Source organism: Variovorax paradoxus, from assembly GCF_029919115.1.
Lineage (GTDB): Bacteria > Pseudomonadota > Gammaproteobacteria > Burkholderiales > Burkholderiaceae_C > Variovorax > Variovorax paradoxus_O.
In genome coordinates, this window is record NZ_CP123990.1 from 1023632 (window position 1) to 1043154 (window position 19523).

The 19523-nt window shown below is 67.0% G+C and carries 12 protein-coding genes; 7 read left to right on the forward strand and 5 right to left on the reverse strand.

Annotated features, from left to right (window positions below; genetic code table 11):
- The first annotated feature begins 204 nt into the window (after positions 1-204).
- From QHG62_RS04925 to QHG62_RS04935, 3 genes are all read left to right on the forward strand, one after another.
- Positions 205-2610 (forward strand): UvrD-helicase domain-containing protein, encoded by a 2406-nt coding sequence (locus tag QHG62_RS04925; protein ID WP_281149726.1) that lies wholly within the window; start codon positions 205-207, stop codon positions 2608-2610.
- A 121-nt stretch (positions 2611-2731) separates the two neighbouring features.
- Positions 2732-6535, forward strand: a complete 3804-nt coding sequence (locus QHG62_RS04930; protein ID WP_281149727.1) for a DUF2339 domain-containing protein — start codon at positions 2732-2734, stop codon at positions 6533-6535.
- A complete protein-coding gene (locus QHG62_RS04935; protein ID WP_281149728.1) occupies positions 6532-8067 on the forward strand; it encodes a DUF3999 domain-containing protein in 1536 nt (511 codons plus the stop codon). Before QHG62_RS04930 ends, QHG62_RS04935 begins: the two co-directional genes overlap by 4 nt.
- Before the next feature lie 32 nt (positions 8068-8099).
- On the opposite strand, the gene QHG62_RS04940 is transcribed toward QHG62_RS04935, so the two are convergent.
- From QHG62_RS04940 to QHG62_RS04950, 3 genes are read right to left on the reverse strand one after another with little or no spacing between them, the layout of a single operon-like run.
- Positions 8100-8921: a BPSS1780 family membrane protein gene (locus tag QHG62_RS04940; protein ID WP_281149729.1), complete on the reverse strand. Its 822-nt coding sequence runs from the start codon at positions 8919-8921 to the stop codon at positions 8100-8102.
- A gap of 9 nt (positions 8922-8930) precedes the next feature.
- Positions 8931-9977 carry a homoserine kinase gene (locus tag QHG62_RS04945; RefSeq protein WP_281149730.1) on the reverse strand — a complete coding sequence of 349 codons (1047 nt, stop codon included), beginning with the start codon at positions 9975-9977 and terminating at the stop codon, positions 8931-8933.
- Between the two features lie 43 nt (positions 9978-10020).
- Positions 10021-10383 (reverse strand): hypothetical protein, encoded by a 363-nt coding sequence (locus QHG62_RS04950; protein WP_281149731.1) that lies wholly within the window; start codon positions 10381-10383, stop codon positions 10021-10023.
- Between the two features lie 97 nt (positions 10384-10480).
- Between QHG62_RS04950 and polA the strand changes: the two genes are divergently transcribed.
- Positions 10481-13303, forward strand: a complete 2823-nt coding sequence (gene polA / locus QHG62_RS04955) for a DNA polymerase I (RefSeq protein WP_281149732.1) — start codon at positions 10481-10483, stop codon at positions 13301-13303.
- Here the strand turns inward: polA and QHG62_RS04960 are convergent.
- Complete coding sequence (locus QHG62_RS04960; protein WP_281149733.1) at positions 13259-14797, reverse strand: MFS transporter; 1539 nt, start codon at positions 14795-14797, stop codon at positions 13259-13261. The genes polA and QHG62_RS04960 overlap by 45 nt on opposite strands.
- An 83-nt stretch (positions 14798-14880) precedes the next feature.
- On the opposite strand from QHG62_RS04960, the gene QHG62_RS04965 reads away from it, so the two are divergent.
- From QHG62_RS04965 to QHG62_RS04975, 3 genes are read left to right on the forward strand one after another with little or no spacing between them, the layout of a single operon-like run.
- The gene (locus QHG62_RS04965; RefSeq protein WP_281149734.1) at positions 14881-15843 is read left to right on the forward strand and encodes a LysR family transcriptional regulator; all 963 of its coding nucleotides are present in this window, start codon (positions 14881-14883) and stop codon (positions 15841-15843) included.
- Positions 15840-17135, forward strand: a complete 1296-nt coding sequence (locus QHG62_RS04970) for a M20/M25/M40 family metallo-hydrolase (protein WP_281149735.1) — start codon at positions 15840-15842, stop codon at positions 17133-17135. The genes QHG62_RS04965 and QHG62_RS04970 overlap by 4 nt, the downstream gene beginning before the upstream one ends.
- A gap of 5 nt (positions 17136-17140) precedes the next feature.
- A complete protein-coding gene (locus tag QHG62_RS04975; RefSeq protein ID WP_281149736.1) occupies positions 17141-18043 on the forward strand; it encodes a LysR family transcriptional regulator in 903 nt (300 codons plus the stop codon).
- 24 nt (positions 18044-18067) lie between these two features.
- On the opposite strand, the gene QHG62_RS04980 is transcribed toward QHG62_RS04975, so the two are convergent.
- Entirely contained in the window at positions 18068-19294 is a 1227-nt protein-coding gene (locus QHG62_RS04980) for a D-amino acid dehydrogenase (RefSeq protein ID WP_281149737.1), read from the reverse strand.
- Positions 19295-19523: the final 229 nt, after the last annotated feature.

Genomic DNA, 19523 nt, shown 5'->3' on the forward strand with positions numbered 1-19523 from the left:
CCAGGCTCCTGGAAAGGAATCGTTGAAACGAACGAATGAGCGCTTGGTCCGGCCGGTCTTTGGGGCGTCTTTCAGCAAAAGACGGGCACAAAAAACCGGACGCAAGAAACTTGGGCCCGGTGATTGATTTTACGCAGTCTTGCAAAGGCGGGTCTTCCGGTTCTTCATATAACCCGCATACGGGTTGGTTTCTACAATCGGCGGATGTTGTTTAACGAACCTGCGGCTGATGCCAACCCCCTGGAACTGCCGTTGCTGCAGAACCTGAACCCGGAGCAGCGCGCCGCGGTCACTCTTCCCGCGGGCAATGCCCTCATCCTGGCCGGCGCCGGCTCGGGCAAGACGCGGGTGCTGACCACCCGCATTGCCTGGCTGCTGCAAACCGGCCAGGTTTCCGCCGGCGGCATCCTGGCCGTGACCTTCACCAACAAGGCCGCCAAGGAAATGATGACGCGGCTGACAGCCATGCTGCCGGTCAATGTGCGGGGCATGTGGATCGGCACCTTCCACGGCCTGTGCAACCGCCTTTTGCGCGCGCACTGGAAGCTGGCCAACCTGCCTTCCACATTCCAGATCCTCGACACGCAAGACCAGCTTTCGGCCATCAAGCGATTGATGAAGCAGTTCAACGTGGACGACGAGCGTTTTCCGGCCAAGCAGACGCAGTGGTTCATTGCGGGCGCCAAGGAAGACGGGCTGCGCCCGCGCGACGTGGAGATCCGCAGCGACGACGACCGCAAGAAGGTCGAGCTGTACCAGCTCTACGAAGAACAGTGCCAGCGCGAAGGCGTGGTCGATTTCGGCGAGCTCATGCTGCGCAGCTACGAACTGCTGCGCGACAACGACCCGGTGCGCGAACACTACCAGCGGCGCTTTCGCCACATCCTGATCGACGAGTTCCAGGACACCAACCGGCTGCAGTACGCGTGGATCAAGATGCTTTCGGGCAACACGGTGGCGGGCCAGTTCACGCCGGGCCAGAACAGCGTGATCGCGGTGGGCGACGACGACCAGAGCATCTACGCCTTTCGCGGTGCGCGTGTGGGCAACATGGCCGACTTTGTGCGCGAGTTCGATGTGCAGCACCAGATCAAGCTGGAGCAGAACTACCGCAGCTACAGCAACATTCTCGATTCGGCCAACGAGCTCATCAGCCACAACAAGAAGCGCCTGGGCAAGAACCTGCGCACCGACCAAGGCCCGGGCGAGCCGGTGCGCGTGTACGAGTCGCCCACTGACTTGGCCGAGGCGCAGTGGATGGTCGAGGAAATGCGGCAGCTTGTGCGCGACGGCTTCGACCGCAAGGAAATGGCCGTGCTCTACCGCAGCAATGCGCAGAGCCGGGTGATCGAAACGGCGCTCTTCAATGCCTCGGTGCCGTACCGCGTGTACGGCGGCCTGCGCTTCTTCGAGCGCGCTGAAATCAAGCATGCGCTGGCGTATTTGCGCCTGCTCGAGAACAAGGACGACGACACGAGTTTTCTGCGGGTGGTCAACTTTCCGCCGCGCGGCATCGGCGCGCGCACGCTCGAGCAACTGCAGGACGCAGCGCGCACCGCGGGGCGCTCGCTGCACGACGCGGTGCATGCCGTCGGCGGCAAGGCGGGCTCGAACCTGACGGCCTTCGTGGCCAAGATCGACGTGCTGCGCGAGCAGACGCAGGGCGTCAGCCTGCGCGAGATCATCGAGCTGGTGCTCGACCACAGCGGCCTTGTCGAACACTACAAGGCCGACCGCGAAGGCGCCGACCGCATCGAGAATCTGGAAGAACTGGTGAACGCGGCCGAGAGCTTCGTCACGCAGGAAGGCTTCGGCCGCGACGCCGTGGCATTGCCGGTCGACGAACTGCGGCAGTCCCCCGCGAGCCAGGGCATCGACCTGACCCGCCCCGTGGTCGACGAGCCGCTGGCGCCCGACGCCGAAACCGGCGAAACGCTGAGCCCGCTGGCCGCGTTCCTCACGCATGCGGCGCTCGAATCGGGCGACAACCAGGCGCAGGCCGGGCAGGACGCCGTGCAGCTGATGACCGTTCACGCGGCCAAGGGGCTGGAGTTCGACTGCGTGTTCATCACCGGCATGGAAGAGGGCCTTTTCCCGCACGAAAACTCGATGAGCGATTTCGAAAGCCTCGAGGAAGAGCGCCGCCTGATGTACGTGGCGATCACGCGGGCACGCAAGCGCCTGTACCTGAGCCATTCGCAAACCCGCATGCTGCACGGCCAGACGCGCTACAACGTGAAGAGCCGCTTCTTCGAAGAGTTGCCCGAAGGCGCGCTCAAGTGGCTCACGCCGAAGAACCAGGCGTTCACGCCGTCAGCCTTCGGCTACGGCGGCGGCTATGCGAGCACGCGCGGCGGTGGCGGCAGCTACAGCAGCGGTAGCGGGTACGGCAGCAGCAAAGACACATTCGCGAGCCCCCCGGTGCCACCGCAGAAAACCGCGCCTTCGCACGGCCTGCGTTCGGGCATGCAGGTGTTCCACAACAAGTTCGGCGAAGGCACGGTGCTGTCGCTCGAAGGCACGGGCGACGATGCGCGCGCGCAGGTCAAGTTCAGCCGGCATGGCGTCAAGTGGCTTGCGCTGTCGGTCGCCAAGCTCACGCCCGTGTGAGCGCCACCAAGTTTGCTATTAAACAAATAGCTGGAGGCGCAATAGCCACGGGCGTTTCGGGCGGTTTTTAAAGAAGCAATCGCCGTACACTCCATGCTCGCCAAAACAAGGGGAGCTGAGGATGTGGTTCATTGGCATGATTGCCGGCCTTTTCATAGGGGCCATCGCAGAGTCGGTTCCGGCTGCGCTGATATTGGCGGTTGTCGGCGCATTTGCGCTGCCGAAAATCGTCGGCAAGAAGAGCGCGGCCGAACCTGAGCGTACCGAGGCCGAACGCGCGCAGCCCTCAGGCACCGCATCGCCCCCTGCCGCCGGCATATCGGCTGCGCCTGCGGGCGGCATGCTGAAGCTGCAGCAACGCGTGGCCGAACTCGAACAGCGCGTGAGCATGCTCGAGCGGCGGCTCACGCAGGGCTCTGGCGAAGCGGCGCCTGCCGATGAGCAATCCAATTCGGCGGCAAGTGCCCCCGCGACGCTGGTCGCGCAGCCGGTTCCCCAGGTCATGCCGGCCACCCCGATCCCACCAGCCACGCCGAGCCCCCTCGCGCGGCCTGCGCAAGCGGCCGCAGCCGCAGCCGCCGCAGCGCGTGCCTCGATGCCGGCCCCGTCGCCCGCAGCCGCCGAATCAACTCCCGCACCGGCACCGGCCAAGCCACCGGTTGCCGTGCCAGCGCCCCGGCGCCTGCCTCCACCACCGCCCCCACCGGCAATCCCGCTGCGCGACCGCCTGCCCGCACCCATCGCCAACCTGATCTTCGGCGGCAACATGCTGGTGAAGCTCGGCGTGCTGATCCTGTTCCTGGGGCTCGCCTTCTTGCTTCGCTACACGGCCGAACGCGTGACGGTGCCTGTCGAGCTGCGGTACGCGGCCGTGGCGCTGGTGGGCGCGGGCCTGCTGGCCTTGGGCTGGTTCCTGCGCCGCAAGCGCGCCGGCTATGCGCTGATCCTGCAGGGTGCGGGCATCGGCGTTTTCTATCTCACCACGCTCGCGGCCATGAAGGTTCACGAGCTGCTGCCGCCGACGGCCGGCTTCGCCTTCCTGTTCGGCGTGGCGGTGCTCAGCGCGGTGCTCGCGGTGCTGCAGAACGCGCCGGTGCTGGCCATTGTTGCGGCGCTCGAGGGCTTTGCGGCGCCGGTGCTTGCCTCCACCGGACAGAACCGGCCTGTGGGCCTCTTCACCTACCTGCTGGTGCTCGATGTCGGCATTGTGCTGATCGCCTGGTTCAAGGCCTGGCGGGTGCTCAACCTCATCGGCTTTGTCGGCACTTTCACGCTGGCCGCGGGCTGGGCGCACAAGTACTACACGGACGACCAGTACGGCATCGTGCAGCCGTTCCTGCTGGTCTTCTTCCTGATGTTCGTCGCGGTAGGCCTGCTGTTCGCGCGGCGCACGCTGTTCGACGCACCCGTGCAACCCGCAGAGCCGCTGGCCACGCGCGCGCTCGACACGCTGCGCCGCGCGGGCCGGGTCGACAGCTCGCTGGTGTTCGGCACGCCGATGGTCGCGTTCGGCATGCAGTACCTGCTCATGCAGCCGTGGGAATACGGCGCTGCTTTCTCGGCGATGGCGCTCGCGGCCTTCTACCTGGTGCTCGGCCGGCTTGTGTTTGCCACGCAGCCCAAGGGCCTGGCGCTGCTTGCGGAGGCCTACGCCATCGTGGGCGTGATCTTCGGCACGCTGGCCATTCCGCTCGGCCTCGAAGGCCGGTGGACGGGCGCGGCCTGGGCGGTCGAGGCGGCCGGCATGTACTGGCTGGGCGCGCGGCAAGGGCGTGTGTATGCCCGGGCCTTCTCGTTCGTGGTGTTCGCCGGCGCGGTGTGGAAGCTGCTCGAAGCCACGCAACTCGATGCGGCGCCGGGGCATCCGCTGCTGCAGGGCTCTGTCATCGGCCCGCTGCTGGTGGCGGTGAGCGCCTTTGCGATGTGGACCATTCACCGGCGCGCCAAGCTCGATGAAGGCAATGGCTGGGAAGCGCTGGTGGGTACCGCCTTGCCGTGGCTCGGCATGGGTGCGCTCACGCTGCTGCTTTGGCAATGGTTCACTCCGCCGTGGGCGGCTGCGGCAACGGCCGTGCTGGCTTCCATCGCCTTTGCGGCGGCGGTGCGTTTCATGCTCCGCCCGCTGGCCTTTGTGACCTACGGCATGCAGGCACTGGCAGTGGCAGGCTTCATCGCCACCCTGCATCGCGCGGCCGATGGACCCGGCAGCGCCCAGCAGGTGCTCGCAAGCGGCTGGCAGGGTGCCGTGGCGGCAAGCCTCATTGCGCTGAGCCTGCTCGGCAGCGCCGCGTGGTCGATGCTGCAGGCGCACCGCGCCGCGTTGGCACGCGGCATTCAGCCGGTGTGGTCGCTCGGCAATGCCGTTGCGGCAATCGCCGGGGTGAGCTTGCTGCATCTGGCAATGCTGTTCCAGGTAAGCCTCGCGCAGGCCGCGCTGCTGTGGCCGCTTACGGCGACGGTGGTGCTCTGGGTGGCTCTGCGCATTGCGCACAAGCCGCTCGCGGCGCTGGCGGGCCTGCTGCAGGTCATCTCTGCGGTGCTCCACGTTTTCGACCAGGTCCTGATCTACCACGGCAATACGCCGCCATCGGCTTTTGCGCACCTGGGCTTCTGGACGCCGGTGGTGCTGGGCCTCGCCGCCCTGCTGGCCGGCGCATGGATGAGCAGCGAGGCATGGCGGCGTGCGACCGAAGGCACCACAACCGCCAAGCGCACGCGCTGGATCAACGATTGGTGCGCCAATCCGGCCGTGCTGTGGGGCCCGGTGATCTGGGGCCTGGGCTGGTGGCTCTTCGGCTGGCTCGGCGAAACCGCCGAGGTGCTGCGCCGCAACGACATGGGCGCTTATCTGGCCACGGCTGCGCTCGCCATCGTGCTCGTCACCTCCGTTCTTTCGGCGGTGGTGTCGCATCGGCGCGGTTGGCCACAGCTTGGCCGTGCCACGCTGGCGACGCTGCCTGGCCTTGCGCTGATCGCCGCCTGGGGCGTTGCCTTGGCCGCACCGCGGGTCTACATGCCTTCGAGCGCCCTGGGCTGGGCGGCCTGGCCGCTGGCGCTGCTGTGGCACCTGCGGCTGCTGCACGCGCAAAAGCGCTGGCTTGCTCCGGCAGCGCTGGCGCCGTTCCACGTGGCGGGCTTCTGGTTCTTCTTGCTGCTTGCGGCGCGCGAGTGCCAATGGCAGCTCGGGCGCATCGGCGCCGAGTGGTCGAGCTGGCAGTTGCTTGGCTGGGCCATCGTGCCAGTGGTTGCGTTGTGGCTGCTGCGCTCGCGCGCCCTGTTGCAGCGGTGGCCGCTGGCCGAGTACCGCGCCGCGTACCTGGAATTTGCGGCAATGCCGGTGGCGGCCTACCTGCTCGCGTGGGTCTGGCTCACCAACGGAACGAGCCCGGGCAACGCTGCGCCGCTCCCCTATGTGCCGCTGCTGAACCCGCTCGAACTTGCGCAGTGGCTGGTGCTGTTTGCGCTGGTGCTCTGGTGGCGCGCCTTGCCCGTGGGGTCGTTCGCGCGCGTGCAGCCGATGGTGGCCAAGGGCGTGCTCGGCGTTACCGGGCTGGCACTGCTGACCGGTGCGGTGCTTCGCAGCTGCCATCACTATGCGGGCGTCGAATGGCGCTTCGATGCGCTCTATGGATCGTGGCTCACGCAGGCGGCGCTCTCGATCACCTGGGCGATCTGCGGCGTGATTGCGATGGTGCTCGGCCACTCTCGCGGCGTGCGCACGCTCTGGGTCGGCGGCGCCGCGCTGCTGGGCGTTGTGGTGCTGAAATTGTTCTTCGTCGAACTGGCGGACAGGGGCGGTTTGTTCCGCATCGTGTCGTTCATTGCGGTGGGTGCATTGCTGCTGCTGGTAGGGTACTTTGCCCCCGTGCCGCCAAAGAAAACCGAAATGGAGAAAGATGTGTTGCCTGAAGGAGATGCAGCATGAAGCCGGGTGCGAAGCCATCGCGCCATGTCGCGCAAATTGGTCTTGCCATGGTGCTGGCAACGGCCTGGTTCGGTGCTGCCCTCGCACAACCTGCCGCCACCGCGCCCATTGCCCTGCAAGGCAACGGGCCGTACTACCGGCTCACGCTGCCGCTCGGCATTTATGCCCACGCCGCATACGGCGACCTGCGCGACCTGCGGGTGCGCAATTCAGCCGGCAGCGCGGTCCCTTATGCATGGCTGCGCAACGAGGCCGCTGAGCCGCGGCTTGCCTCTAAAGAGGTGCCGATCTTCGCGCTGCCAGCAAGTGCCGCGGGCTCGGCGGACGCTTCGGACGATGCTGCGTTGAGCTTCAGGGTGCGTCCCGACGGGTCGCTGGCGCTTGCCCGCAAGCCGGCGCGCAAGCAAGCCGACACGGGCCAATGGCTCATCGACGCAAGCCAGCTCAAGGGGAGCCTGCTGCAGGCGCGGTTCGAGATCGCGCCCGACGCACGCGGCCTGTTCGCATTCAGGCTCGAGGCCAGCGACGACCTGCGGCACTGGCGACCGATAGGAGGCGAAGAGCAACTGGTGCGGCTGGCTCATGGCGGCCAGACCATCGAGCGCCTGGCCGTCGAGCTGGACAACGTGCAGGCGCGTTTTCTGCGGCTGCGATGGAGCGACCCGAAGAACGGCGCGCCGTTGACCGGTGTAGCGATAGACAGTGTTCAAGAGGTCGAACCGGTTGCGCCGCTCGAGTGGTCGGCCGCGTCGAGGCCGGAGCGCTGCGGCGTCGACCATTGCGACTACGCGTTGCCGCGCGGCGTTCCGGTCGAAAGCCTGCGCATCGACCTGGCCGACGTCAACACGCTGGCGCAGGTCGGGATTTCGGGCTTGCTCGCAGCCATTCCGGCGCCTGCCGCCGAGCCGGCGCGCGTGCCCCGCAATCCGCTGTATGCCTTGCGGCACCAGCAGCGCCGGCCGCCGTCGTCCTCTGCGGGCACGCCGGGTGAAGTGCCGCTGCTCGACACTGTCGTGTATCGCCTGTCGCAAGCAGGCGGCGAAGCGCGTTCGCCGGTGTTGGCGCTCGATGGCACGAGCTATTCGCACCTTCGGATTCGCACCTCCGGCCCGGTGAGCCTGCTCGGAGCGACACCTCCGACGATTTCAGTCGCGGCCACGCCGCGCACGCTGGTGTTCCTTGCGCAAGGTGCCGCGCCGTTCTCGCTCGCGTGGCGCACGGCGCCAGAAAAGAATGCGGCGGTGCAGGGCGGTGTGCCGGGCGCGGCGCTGGCGCTGGCTACGCTGGTGCCGGGCTACAACCCGAACAAGCCCGTGGCGGCCGACCAGGCCAGCGTCACGTTGCCGCCGCCGCCGGTCGCGGTGGTCGATGCCGTGGTCGCCGCGGCTGCGCAGTTGCCGGTGCCGACGCAGCCCGATCCCTCGCGCAAGTGGTGGCTGTGGGGAGCGCTGGGAGTCGGTTTTCTGCTGTTGGCCGCCATGGCATGGTCACTGTTCGCGAGCCTGCGCAAGGACAGGGCTGCAGCCGGTTGACGGAAGCTCCGGCCTGTGGGCCGGCGATGGCCTCAGTTCGGGTCGAAGCTGTCGCGAAAGGTGAACCAGGTGGAGCTCATCGACATGGCTGCGAGCACCAGTGCCGAGCCCACGATCAATATGTTGCCCATGGCCGCGGCGGCGCCGCCTCCGCCAACGCCGATCAGCACCGTGGCAACCAGGCCCATGCCGATGCCCGCGATCAGGAACACGCCAAGCCATGCCAGGCCGAACAGCGCGTAGGCGCCGAAGTTGCGAAACACCGCAACCACGCTGAAGAAGATGCTCTTCACGGGTTCCACGCCATGCCAGTGCACGAGCGCCGGTGCATGCCACATGGCCAGCGAAAGCGGCAGGTTGAGGCACATCAGGAACATGCGCGCAACCTGGAAGTCGCTGCTCGCCATGATCTCGGGCGTCAGTGCCTCGTCGAGCAGATAGGCCTTTGCCAGTTGGCCGCCGTCGATGAACGAGGTCAGCAGCACGGCGAATACAAAGTACACGGCGGAGATCACCCCCAGCTTGACCAGCGAGCGCCATTCGGTGCGCATGGCGGCAACCACCGCCACGAACATGGCGGAGCCCGTGGGGCGCTGCGCATGGCCGGCGGTGCCAATGCCCTCGGCGTTGTCGGTGTAGGCGACCGAGGTTGCCACCATCAGCCCGAGCGTCATGAAGGGCAGCAGCACCGGCGCCAGCACGCTGCCGAGCAGCGGCAGCAGCGACACCGTCGAGATCAGCGCCATCAGCAGGAAGAACAGCGAAATGAAGGCGAGCGGCTGTCGCCAGAAGGTCTTGAGTCCGAGGCGGACCCATGCAGCGCCGGTTCGCGCCGGCACGAGGTTGAGTTTCATTTTGAAGTGTCAGGCAGCCAGCGGCTCGAGCGATTGCGCCATGGCATGCGGATGGGAGGCGCGCCCGCGCAGCACGCGCTCGAAGTGCGCCGGATCGTGCGGCTTCAGCATGCTGGCTTCGCGCGGGAGGTGAAAGTCCCAGAGCCGAGAAATCCAGAAGCGCAGTGCCGCGGCGCGCAGCATGGCGGGCAGCAGGGCGCGCTCGGACGCATTCAGCGGACGCACGGTTTCGTAGGCGGACAGCAGCGAGTCCGCGCGTTCGGCATGGTGCTCGCCGGTCGGCAAGTCGATGGCCCAGTCGTTCAGGCACACGGCCAGGTCGAACAGCCACGTGTCGGTGCCCGCAAAGTAGAAGTCGAACACGCCGGTCAGGCGCGGCGCCGAGCCGGCGTCTTCGCCGGTTGCGAACATCACGTTGTCGCGGAACATGTCCGCATGCACCGGGCCGCGCGGCAATGCGGCGTAGGCCGATGTTTCAGCCACATGGTTCTGGTAGGCCAGTTCGGCGCGCAGCAGCCCGGCTTGCGATTCGTCGATGTAGGGCAGCACCACGGGAACGGTCTCGTTCCACCACGCAAGGCCGCGCAGGTTCGGCTGAATGCGCGGAAAGTCGCGCGCCGCCAGGTGCATGCGCGCCAGCATTTCGCCCAGCTGGGCGCAATGCGCAGTGCCCGGCGCCAGTTCGCTTCGGCCCGAGAGCCGTTGCACCAGCGCGGCCGGCTTGCCTGCTACCTTGAGCAGCAGTTCGCAAGGCGCATTCGCGGGAATCGTCAGCGCATGGCCCGACGGCGGCGCGACGGCCGGGTCGGCCACGGGCTCCGGCACCGGCAGGCCGCGGCCCGCCAGGTGCTTCATGAGACAAAGGTAGTAGGGGAGCTGCTCGGCGCTGAGGCGCTCGAACAGCGTCAACACGAACTCGCCGCTTTCGGTGGTGGCGAAGTAGTTGGTGTTCTCGATGCCGCCCTCGATGCCGCGCAGCTCGCGCAGGGGGCCCAGGCCCAGGCGCTGCACGAGCGCGTCTGCCTCGCCGAATTCGACTTCGGTAAAAACTGCCATGGCGGTGCTCAGCGTTGCGCTGACGATTGAACGCGCAGCACGGTCAGAACTTCATCACGTTCCAGACGCGCGGGCCGTTGCCGTTGGAGTCGGCCGAGCCCGGGCGCGCGCTGCCTGCGTCGTTGGGCAGCACTTCATAGCCGGGCACGTTGGCCTTGGGCTTCACATTGATGCTTTGCGTGCGGCCGCCGTAGCGGACCTCGTCGACCGAAGCGCCGCTGTCTTCGGTGTGGATGTGCTCGACCTTCTGGTTGCGTCGGCCGTCGGGTTGCTCCTGATTTTGTAGCGGCTCGGCCGGTGCAGGCACCCGGGCGGGTGCGGACTGCGCCTGAACGGCGGCAAAAGGAGCGGCAAAGGCCAGCGCCAGCAGAATGCGGCGGGCGACCAGGAGTGTGGGGCTAGGCATGCAAGGATTGTAGGCTTGGCGCCGCTTTCGAGGTGTCGGTCTGCGGCGCGCACCGCCGTGGTTCCGGGCGCCGCGCCGGGCACGGCAAAATGGCCTGATGACCGACAAGAAAACGCTGCTGCTCGTCGATGGCTCGAGCTATCTTTACCGCGCCTTCCACGCCATGCCGGACCTGCGGGCCGTGCCCGGCGATCCGAAGAGCCCCGCCACCGGCGCCATCCGCGGAATGATCAACATGATGACGGCGCTGCGCCGCGAGGTTCGCGCCGACTATGCGGCCTGCATCTTCGACGCACCGGGCAAGACGTTTCGCGACGACCTGTATCCCGAATACAAGGCCAACCGCTCGCCGATGCCCGACGACCTGCGCAGCCAGATCGACCCCATCCACCAGGTGGTGAAGCTCATGGGCTGGCCCGTGCTCTGCGTGCCCGACATCGAGGCCGACGACGTGATCGGCACGCTTGCCAAGACGGCCGCGGCGCAGGGCGTGGAAGTGATCGTGTCCAGCGGCGACAAGGACCTGAGCCAACTGGTGGACGAGCACATCACCATCATCGACACGATGAACGGCAAGAAGCGCGACGTGGCGGGTGTCACGGCGGAATTCGGTGTGCCGCCCAACCTGATGATCGACTACCAGACGCTGGTGGGCGACGCGGTCGACAACGTGCCTGGTGTCGAGAAGGTCGGCCCCAAGACAGCCGCCAAATGGCTGCTCGAATACGGTTCGCTCGACGCGCTGATCGAACGCGCGGCGGAGGTGAAAGGCCAGGCCGGCGAGAACCTCCGCAAGGCCTTGGACAAGCTGCCGCTGAGCCGCCAGTTGGTCACCATCCGCACCGATTGCGACCTGGCCGGGCACGTCACAGGCCTGCCTTCGCTCGAAGGCCTGCCCGTCGGCGCCCCGCAAACGACCGAGCTCAAGCCCTTCTACGAAAAGTTCGGCTTCAAGAGCCTGGTGAAGTCGCTCGAGGCCATGGAAGTGCCGCCCGAGCTGATCGAGGAAAACATCAAGAAGCAGCAGGCCCGCGGCGGCGCTGCGAGTGCCGACCAGGGCGGCCTGTTCGATGAATCATCCAACCTTGGCGCCATCGAGGCTGCATCGCCCGCGAGCAACCTGAAATACGAAACCATCACGACCTGGGAGCAGTTCGATAGCTGGCTCGCAAGGCTGGAGGCCGCCGATCTGGCCGCCATCGACACCGAGACCACGTCGCTCGACGAAATGGTTGCGCAGATCGTGGGCGTGAGCTTCAGCGTGGAGCCGGGCGAGGCCGCCTACGTGCCGCTGGCGCACAACTACGGCGATGCGCCCGCCCAACTGCCTATCGACGAAGTGCTCGCCAAGCTCAGGCCGTGGCTCGAAAACCCCCAGAAGAAAAAACTCGGCCAGCACATCAAGTACGACCGCCACGTGTTTGCCAACCATGGCATCGAGGTGCAGGGCTATGCGCATGACACCATGCTGCAAAGCTATGTGCTCGAAGCGCACCGGCCACACGGGCTTGCGAGCCTGGCCGAGCGGCACCTGGGGCGCAGCGGCATTTCGTACGAAGACCTGTGCGGCAAGGGCGCGCACCAGATTCCGTTCAGCCAGGTCGAGATTGCCAAGGCCGCCGAATATTCGTGCGAAGACAGCGACCAGACGCTCGATGTTCACCTGACGCTGTGGCCCCAGATCGAGCGCGACGAAAAGCTGCGCTTCATCTATCAGCTCGAAATGGATTCGAGCGAGGCGCTCTACCGCGTGGAGCGCAACGGCGTGCTGATCGATGCACCCACGCTCGCCGCGCAAAGCCATGAACTCGGCACGCGCATCATGGCGCTCGAGCAAGAGGCCTACGAGATTGCCGGGCAGCCTTTCAACCTGGGTTCGCCCAAGCAGATCGGCGAGATCTTCTTCACCAAGCTGGGCCTGCCGGTGGTCAAGAAAACGCCGAGCGGCGCACCCAGCACCGACGAAGAAGTGCTCGAGAAGCTGGCCGAGGACTATCCGCTGCCGGCCAAGATCCTGGAGCACCGCGGCCTGTCCAAGCTCAAGGGCACGTACACCGACAAGCTCGGCCAGCTGGCCAACCCGCGCACCGGCCGCGTGCACACGCACTATGCGCAGGCAGTGGCGGTGACGGGGCGGCTCTCGAGCAACGATCCCAACCTGCAGAACATTCCGATCCGCACCCCCGAAGGTCGCCGTGTGCGCGAGGCCTTCATTGCGCCCGCCGGCAGCGTGATTGCAAGCGCCGACTACTCGCAGATCGAGCTGCGCATCATGGCGCACATCAGCGGCGACGAGTCTTTGCTGCGTGCGTTCCGCGAAGGCATCGACGTGCACCGCGCCACCGCGGCGGAGGTGTTCGGCTCCACGCCCGACCAGGTGTCGAGCGAGCAGCGCCGCTACGCCAAGGTGATCAACTTCGGTCTTATCTACGGCATGAGCAGCTTCGGGCTGGCACGCAACCTGGGCATCGAGACCAAGGCCGCGGCCTCCTACATCGAACGCTACTTCGCGCGCTATCCGGGCGTGAAGGCGTACATGGACGAGACCAAGGCGCTGGCCAAGGAAAAGGGCTACGTCGAGACCGTGTTCGGCCGGCGCCTGTACCTGCCGGAGATCAATTCGCCCAACGGCCCGCGACGCGGCGGCGCCGAGCGCGCGGCCATCAACGCGCCCATGCAGGGCACGGCGGCCGACTTGATCAAGCTCAGCATGATCAAGGTGCAGGACGTGCTCGACGCCGAGAAGCGCGCCACCCGGATGATCATGCAGGTGCACGACGAACTGGTGTTCGAAGTGCCCGAGGCGGAGGTCGAATGGGTGCGCACCGAAATCCCGCGCCTGATGGCCGGCGTGGCGGAGCTGAAGGTGCCGCTCTTAGCGGAGATCGGCATCGGCCCCGACTGGGACAAGGCCCACTGAGCGGCGGCCGCGCCTGAAGAAGGCGTGGCTCGCGAGCGCCAGCAGCCCCACGCCGATACCGGCATAGAGCATCACGTCGCCAAAGCCCTGGCGCAGGGCGGCCTGCGCGAGTGCGGAGCCGGCCACGCCTGGCAGGGTGTCCAGCTTGCCCGCCGCCACCGCCTGCGCCAATTGCAGCAGTTCTCCGGGCCCGGCGCGCAGGCCGGCGTCACCCAGGTGGCGCGCAATGCCGCTCACCAGCACGAATCCCATCAGCGCGATGTTCAAGGCGAGCGTGATCAGCCGCGCGCTGAAGTCGATGCCCGAGGCCATGCCCGCGCGCGCCGCCGACACCGCGCTGGTGCTCGTGTTGGTAACGGGCGAGTTCGTGAGGCCGAGGCCGATGCCCGCAACCAGGCAAGCGGCAATCACCACCGCGTCGCTGCCGCGCGCATTGCCCGCCGCCATGAGCAGGAAGGCCAGGGCTATCAAGCCGAGGCCGCCCGGAATCACGCGCTCGGCGCCATGGCGCAGCGCCAGCCGCTCGGCCAGCGGCGGCACCAGCAGGGTGGGCAGGGTGTAGGCCAGCAGGGCCCAGCCCGCGTGCATCAGGTTGTGGCCGAGCGCCGACTGGAAGTAGATCGGCAGGTAGATCATGAACGGCCAGAAGCTGAAGTTCATGCCCATCGAGCCCATCATCGCGCCGTTGAAGCGGTGGATGCGGAAGACCGAAAAATCGAACATGGGATGCGCGCTGCGCCGCTCGGCCGCAATGAACAACCCGAGGCTCACCAGCGCCAACGCCAGCAGGGCCAGCCCCGCCGCGTTTGCGAAACCCTGCACTGTGCCGAGCGTGATGAAGTAGACCAGCGCAAACACCGCAAGCGTGAGCGTGAGCATGCCCGCCACGTCGAGGCGGTGCGCGTCGGGGTCGCGCGACTCCTGCACGCTGGCGCGCACCAGGCCCAGCGTGAGCAGCGCCAGCGGCGCGTGCACCAGGAAGACCCAGCGCCAGTCGGCCAACGCCACGATGGCGGCGCCCACCAGTGGACCAAAGCCCAGCCCGATGCCCGCGACCACGCCCCACACTGCGAAGGCGCGCGATCGGGCCGCGGGTTCGCGGAACTGCTGCGACAGGATGGCGAACTGGCAGATCATCATGGCGCCTGCGCCCACGCCCTGCACGAAACGCGCGGCAATCAGGAGCGGCGCGCTCGACGCCCAGCCGCATGCCAGCGATGCCAGCCCGAACAGCCACAGGCTGGCCATCAGCACGCGGCGGCGGCCGTACCGGTCGGCCAGCGTGCCGGCCGCCATCAGCACCGAGGTGCAAGCCAGCGTGTAGGCGTTCATGATCCATTGCGCGTCCTGGAAGTCGGCATGCAGCACGCGCTCGAGCTCCGGCAGGATCACCGCCACGCTCGAGATTTCGAGCCCGAACATGAGTGCAACAAGGCAAATGGCGGTGAGCGCGGCGGCAGCGCGGCGGGGGGTGGAAGTAGAGGACGGTGTCATGCCGCTATCTTGTCGGGAATCAACTTCTTCATTGAGGACATCGGTTCAGTAGATTCGGGAACCAGAAGGCACAATCCCGAGCCATGACCGATCGTTTCGATGGCATCCAGACTTTTCTCGAGGTAGTCGAAAGCGGCAGCCTCACGCTCGCGGCCGAGCGGCTGAACCTCACCCGTTCGGCAGTGGGCAAGGCGCTTGCACGGCTGGAGGCGCGGCTCGGCGTGCGGCTGCTCCAGCGCACCACCCGCAGCCAGAGCCTGACCGAGGAAGGGCAGGCCTACTACGAGCACTGCCTGCGCGCGCAGGCGGAACTCGAGGCCGCGGAGTCGGGGCTCGAAAACGGCCGGCGCGAACCGCGCGGCCGCTTGCGTGCCAGCCTGCCGCTGGCCTTCGGCCATCACCATGCGGCGCCGGCGTTGCTGGGCCTCATCGAGCGCTATCCGCAACTGCAGGTGGACATCGCCATCAGCGACCGCACGGTCGACCTGCTGCAGGAGGGCTACGATCTTGCGGTGCGCATCGGCGAGCTGCCCGACAGCGACCGGCTGTTGGCCCGCCGCCTCGGCGAGCAGACCATGCTGCTCGCTGCCGCGCCGGCCTACCTCGCGCGCTTCGGGCGGCCGGCTGATGTGGCCGCGCTGGCGCAGCACCGGGGCATCGACTATTGCGGCCCCGGCCATTCGCAGCGATGGGAACTGCGCGATCCGCAAGGCCGCGCGCACACCGTGCATCTGCCCTGGCATGCGCGGCTGAACGACCTGCAGGCGGTGGCCGATGCAGCCATTGCGGGTGCCGGAGTGGCATGGCTGCCGAATTGGCTGCTGGCACGCTACGTGCAATCCGGACAGCTCGAGCCCGTGCTGGCCGACCACCGCGCCGCGGCCATGCCCATTCATGTGCTGTGGCCGCGCTCGCGCCACATGCCCGCCAAGACGCGCTGCGCTGTCGATGCGCTGGTCGCCGCAATGCCGGCCTGCATGGAAGAATGCCGAACCCGCCCGGTACCCGCCGCGCGGACCAGAAAAACACAAGGAAGCCGTTCATGACCCTGTTCCCCGTTCGTTCCTGGTGCCGCGCAGGCGGCGCACTCCTGATCGCCGCAGCCTGCCAGGCCGCGCTGGCCGCACCCGATGCGCGCATCGCCTCGCTGGCGGCCGAGCAGAAGCAGCCGCTGCTCGATTCGCTGTCGCAGCTCGTCGGCATCGAGTCCGGCAGCCGCGACCTGGAGGGCCTCGAGAAGATCTCCGACCTCATCGCCGGCAAGCTCAAGGCGCTGGGCGGCGAGGTCGAGTTCATCGACCCCAGTGCCGAGGCCTACCGCATGGAAGACACGCCCGAAAAAATAGGCCGCGTCGTACGCGCGACCTTCAAGGGCACGGGCAAGAAGAAGATCATGCTCATTGCGCACATGGACACGGTCTACGCCGTGGGCATGCTCAACAAGCAGCCGTTCCGCGTCGAAGGCGACAAGGCCTACGGCCTCGGCATTGCAGATGACAAGCAGGGCGTGGCGGTCATCATCCACACGGTGGCCATGCTGCAGGCGCTCAAGTTCAAGGATTACGGCACGCTCACCGTGCTGATCAACGGCGACGAGGAAATCAGCTCGCCCGGTTCGCGCGCGCTCATCACGCGGCTTGGCGGTGAGCACGATGCGGTGCTGTCGTTCGAGGGCGCCTCGGTCAAGGAAGACAAGCTTTCGCTTGCCACCGCGGGCATTGCCTCGGTCACGCTCAATGTCACGGGCAAGGCATCGCATGCGGGCTCTGCGCCCGAGCAGGGCGTGAACGCGCTCTACGAGCTCTCGCACCAGGTGCTGCAGATGCGTGACCTGTCGGACCCTGCAACGGGCCTCAAGATGAACTGGACCATTTCGAAATCAGGCAGCAACCGCAACGTGATTCCGGCCAGTGCCACCGCCAGCGCCGATGTGCGCGTGCTGAAGGTGAGCGACTACGACCGCATCGAGCAGCAGGTGCAGGAGCGCGTGAAGAAGCAACTGATTCCCGAGGCCAAGGTCGAGCTGAAGTTCGAGCGCCGCCGTCCGCCGCTCGAAGCCACCGACGCCTCGCGCGCGCTGGCCGCGCACGCGCAGCGCATCTACAAGGACGAAGTGGGCAAGCCGCTGGGCGCCGACGACAAGGCTGCCGGCGGCGGTACCGATGCGGCGTTTGCCGCCCTCAAGACCAAGGCGCCGGTGGTCGAGCGCTTCGGCCTGCAGGGTTTTGGCGCGCACTCGGCCGATGCCGAATACGTGCTGGTGGATTCCATCGAGCCGCGGCTCTATCTTGCGACCCGCATGGTGATGGACCTTTCGCGCAACAAAGTCGGCAACTGAGTTCCATGCGGCTGCGTCACATCGAGGTTTTCAACGCCATCATGCTCACGGGCAGCGTGAGCGCGGCGGCGCGGCTCATCAACATCACGCAGCCGGCGGTAAGCCGCACGCTGCAGCATGCCGAGCTGCAACTGGGCTTTCCGCTGTTCCAGCGCGCCAAGGGCCGGCTGACGCCGACCACCGAGGCGCTCACGCTGTATCCGCACATCGAGCGGCTTTTCGCGCAGCTCGACGAGGTGCAGCGCCTCGCAGCCAACCTGCGCGCGGGCAGCGACACGGGCGAGCTGCGCATCCTGAGCGTGCTGGCACTGAGCTACGAGGTGCTGCCGCGCGCGCTCAAGGCGTTTCGCGAAAAGCATCCGGGCTATTCGATCACCGTCGAATCGCTGCATTCGCCGCAGATCATGTCGGCGCTGCTGCTGCAAGAGGCCGACGTGGGCTTTGTCTTCAGCCCCGCGGTGCATCCCTCGCTTACGCAAGAAACGCTCGCCGACACGCGCATGGTGTGCATTGCGCCGAAGGGCATGCTCCCGCGTGCGCTGGTGCGCAACGGTTCGGTGGCGCTGCACGATCTGGTCGATCGGCCAGTCATCGGGCTCGACAGCCGCGACCCGGTGGGCACCAGCTTGAGCCAGGCCTGCCGACAGGCGGGCGTGGGTTTTCAGCAGGCGGTGGTCACGGTGCAGACCTACCACGCAGCGTTGTCGATGGCCCACCATGGGCTGGGTGTGGCGCTGGTCGATGCCTGCACGGCTCGCTCCGCCGACAGTACCAAGGTCGAGGTGCTGGCACTGGAGCCGCACATTCCGGTGCCGGTGCGCGCGTTGCGCTTTGCGGGACGGCCCGATTCGGTAGCGGTTCGCGGCATTACGCGCTGCATGCGCGAGGCCATCGAGCAGGCCGCCTGAGGCCCGCCTGCCGTCCGCGAAGTTTCAAGCCAATGCCGCCGCGGGCTCCAGCGCTTCGGCAATCCGCCGTGCGGAGCCGAAGGCCAGCGTGAAGCCCAGCGCGCCGTGCCCGGTGTTGAACAGCATGTTCGACGGCGCGCTCGCGAGCCGTCCGATGATCGGCAGCCCCTTGGGCGTGGCGGGCCGCATGCCGGTCCACGGATGCAGTTCTTCCAGCCGGCTGGCATGCGGGAACACCGCACGCGTCGCGGCTGCCAGCGTCTCGATGCGTGTGGCCGGAATGCTCGCGTCGTGCCCCACGAGTTCGGCCATGCCCGCCACCCGCAGGCGCGATCCGATGCGCGCGAACACCACCTTGCGTGCGCTGTCGGTCACGTTCACCCTGGGCGCGGCGCCGGGCGCAGGATCGACCTCGACCGTGATGCTGTAGCCCTTGAGCGGGTACACCGGAAGGTAGGCGCCAAGCGCACGCCCGAGCTTGTGCGAGGCCGAGCCCAGGGCCATCACGAAGGCGTCTGCCTCGATGTCGCCTTCGCTCGATTTCACCGCGGCCACCCGCGCGCCGTCGCGCGCAAAGCCGTGCACGTCGGTGCCGAGCAGAAAGCGCACACCGCGCGCGCGCAGCGCACCCATGAGTTCGGCGCATACCTTGAGGCAGTCGGCTGCGCATTCGCTTGGCGTGTAGACCGCCCCCGCAATCTGGCTGCGGTAGCTTTCGAGCGCGGGCTCGATTGCCACGCACTCGTGCGGCGCGACCATGCGCTGCTTGCTGCCCATGGTGCGTTGCAGCTCTAGCTGGGCCCGCGCGCTTTCGAGCGACGATGCGTTGCTGTAGAGCACCAGCTTGCCGGTCGCGGAAAAGTCGCAATCGGGCGACAGTTCGGCCCGCATGGTTTCGAACTCGGCGCGGCTCGATGCGGCAAGCGCCAGCAGCTGCGAGGTGGTGTCGCGCGAGGTCTCGGCATTGCAGGCTGCAAGAAATTCCAGCCCCCAGCGCCACTGCAAGGGGTCGAGCTGGGGCCGCAGCTTGAGCGGCGAGCTTGGCGAAAGCAGCAGCTTGGGCAATTGCCGCCAGATCGACGCGTCTGCCAGCGGCTGCACATACGAATAACTGAGTTGGGCGCCATTGCCGCCGCTCGCGCCGGCCCCAGGCGTCGCGCGGTCGATCACCGTAACCTGATGGCCCCGGCGTTCGAGCTGCCAGGCGGTCGCCAGGCCCACGATGCCGGCGCCGAGCACACACACATGCATGGAGGCAACTTTCGGAAGAAGGACATTGAGAGAGGGTGCGGTGAATGTAGGGGCGCGCGCGAATGCCCGGAAATGCCAAAAGCGCGGTGGCCCATAGCCAAACCGCATGGCCGCATTGCAGAGGGCGAGGCCATAACCTTTGGGTATGACCTAGGGTTCATTTGGAATTGTCGCGATGTGTCACTCCTTCTTACACTGGCCGCTCTGTTCAACCAACTGAAGAAGGCTC

Coding starts and splice junctions, on each gene's coding strand:
- QHG62_RS04925 (WP_281149726.1), top strand. CDS start 205: ATGTTGTTTAACGAACCTGCGGCTGATGCCAACCCCCTGGAACTGCCG.
- QHG62_RS04930 (WP_281149727.1), top strand. CDS start 2,732: ATGTGGTTCATTGGCATGATTGCCGGCCTTTTCATAGGGGCCATCGCA.
- QHG62_RS04935 (WP_281149728.1), top strand. CDS start 6,532: ATGAAGCCGGGTGCGAAGCCATCGCGCCATGTCGCGCAAATTGGTCTT.
- QHG62_RS04940 (WP_281149729.1), bottom strand. CDS start 8,921: ATGAAACTCAACCTCGTGCCGGCGCGAACCGGCGCTGCATGGGTCCGC.
- QHG62_RS04945 (WP_281149730.1), bottom strand. CDS start 9,977: ATGGCAGTTTTTACCGAAGTCGAATTCGGCGAGGCAGACGCGCTCGTG.
- QHG62_RS04950 (WP_281149731.1), bottom strand. CDS start 10,383: ATGCCTAGCCCCACACTCCTGGTCGCCCGCCGCATTCTGCTGGCGCTG.
- polA (WP_281149732.1), top strand. CDS start 10,481: ATGACCGACAAGAAAACGCTGCTGCTCGTCGATGGCTCGAGCTATCTT.
- QHG62_RS04960 (WP_281149733.1), bottom strand. CDS start 14,797: ATGACACCGTCCTCTACTTCCACCCCCCGCCGCGCTGCCGCCGCGCTC.
- QHG62_RS04965 (WP_281149734.1), top strand. CDS start 14,881: ATGACCGATCGTTTCGATGGCATCCAGACTTTTCTCGAGGTAGTCGAA.
- QHG62_RS04970 (WP_281149735.1), top strand. CDS start 15,840: ATGACCCTGTTCCCCGTTCGTTCCTGGTGCCGCGCAGGCGGCGCACTC.
- QHG62_RS04975 (WP_281149736.1), top strand. CDS start 17,141: ATGCGGCTGCGTCACATCGAGGTTTTCAACGCCATCATGCTCACGGGC.
- QHG62_RS04980 (WP_281149737.1), bottom strand. CDS start 19,294: ATGCATGTGTGTGTGCTCGGCGCCGGCATCGTGGGCCTGGCGACCGCC.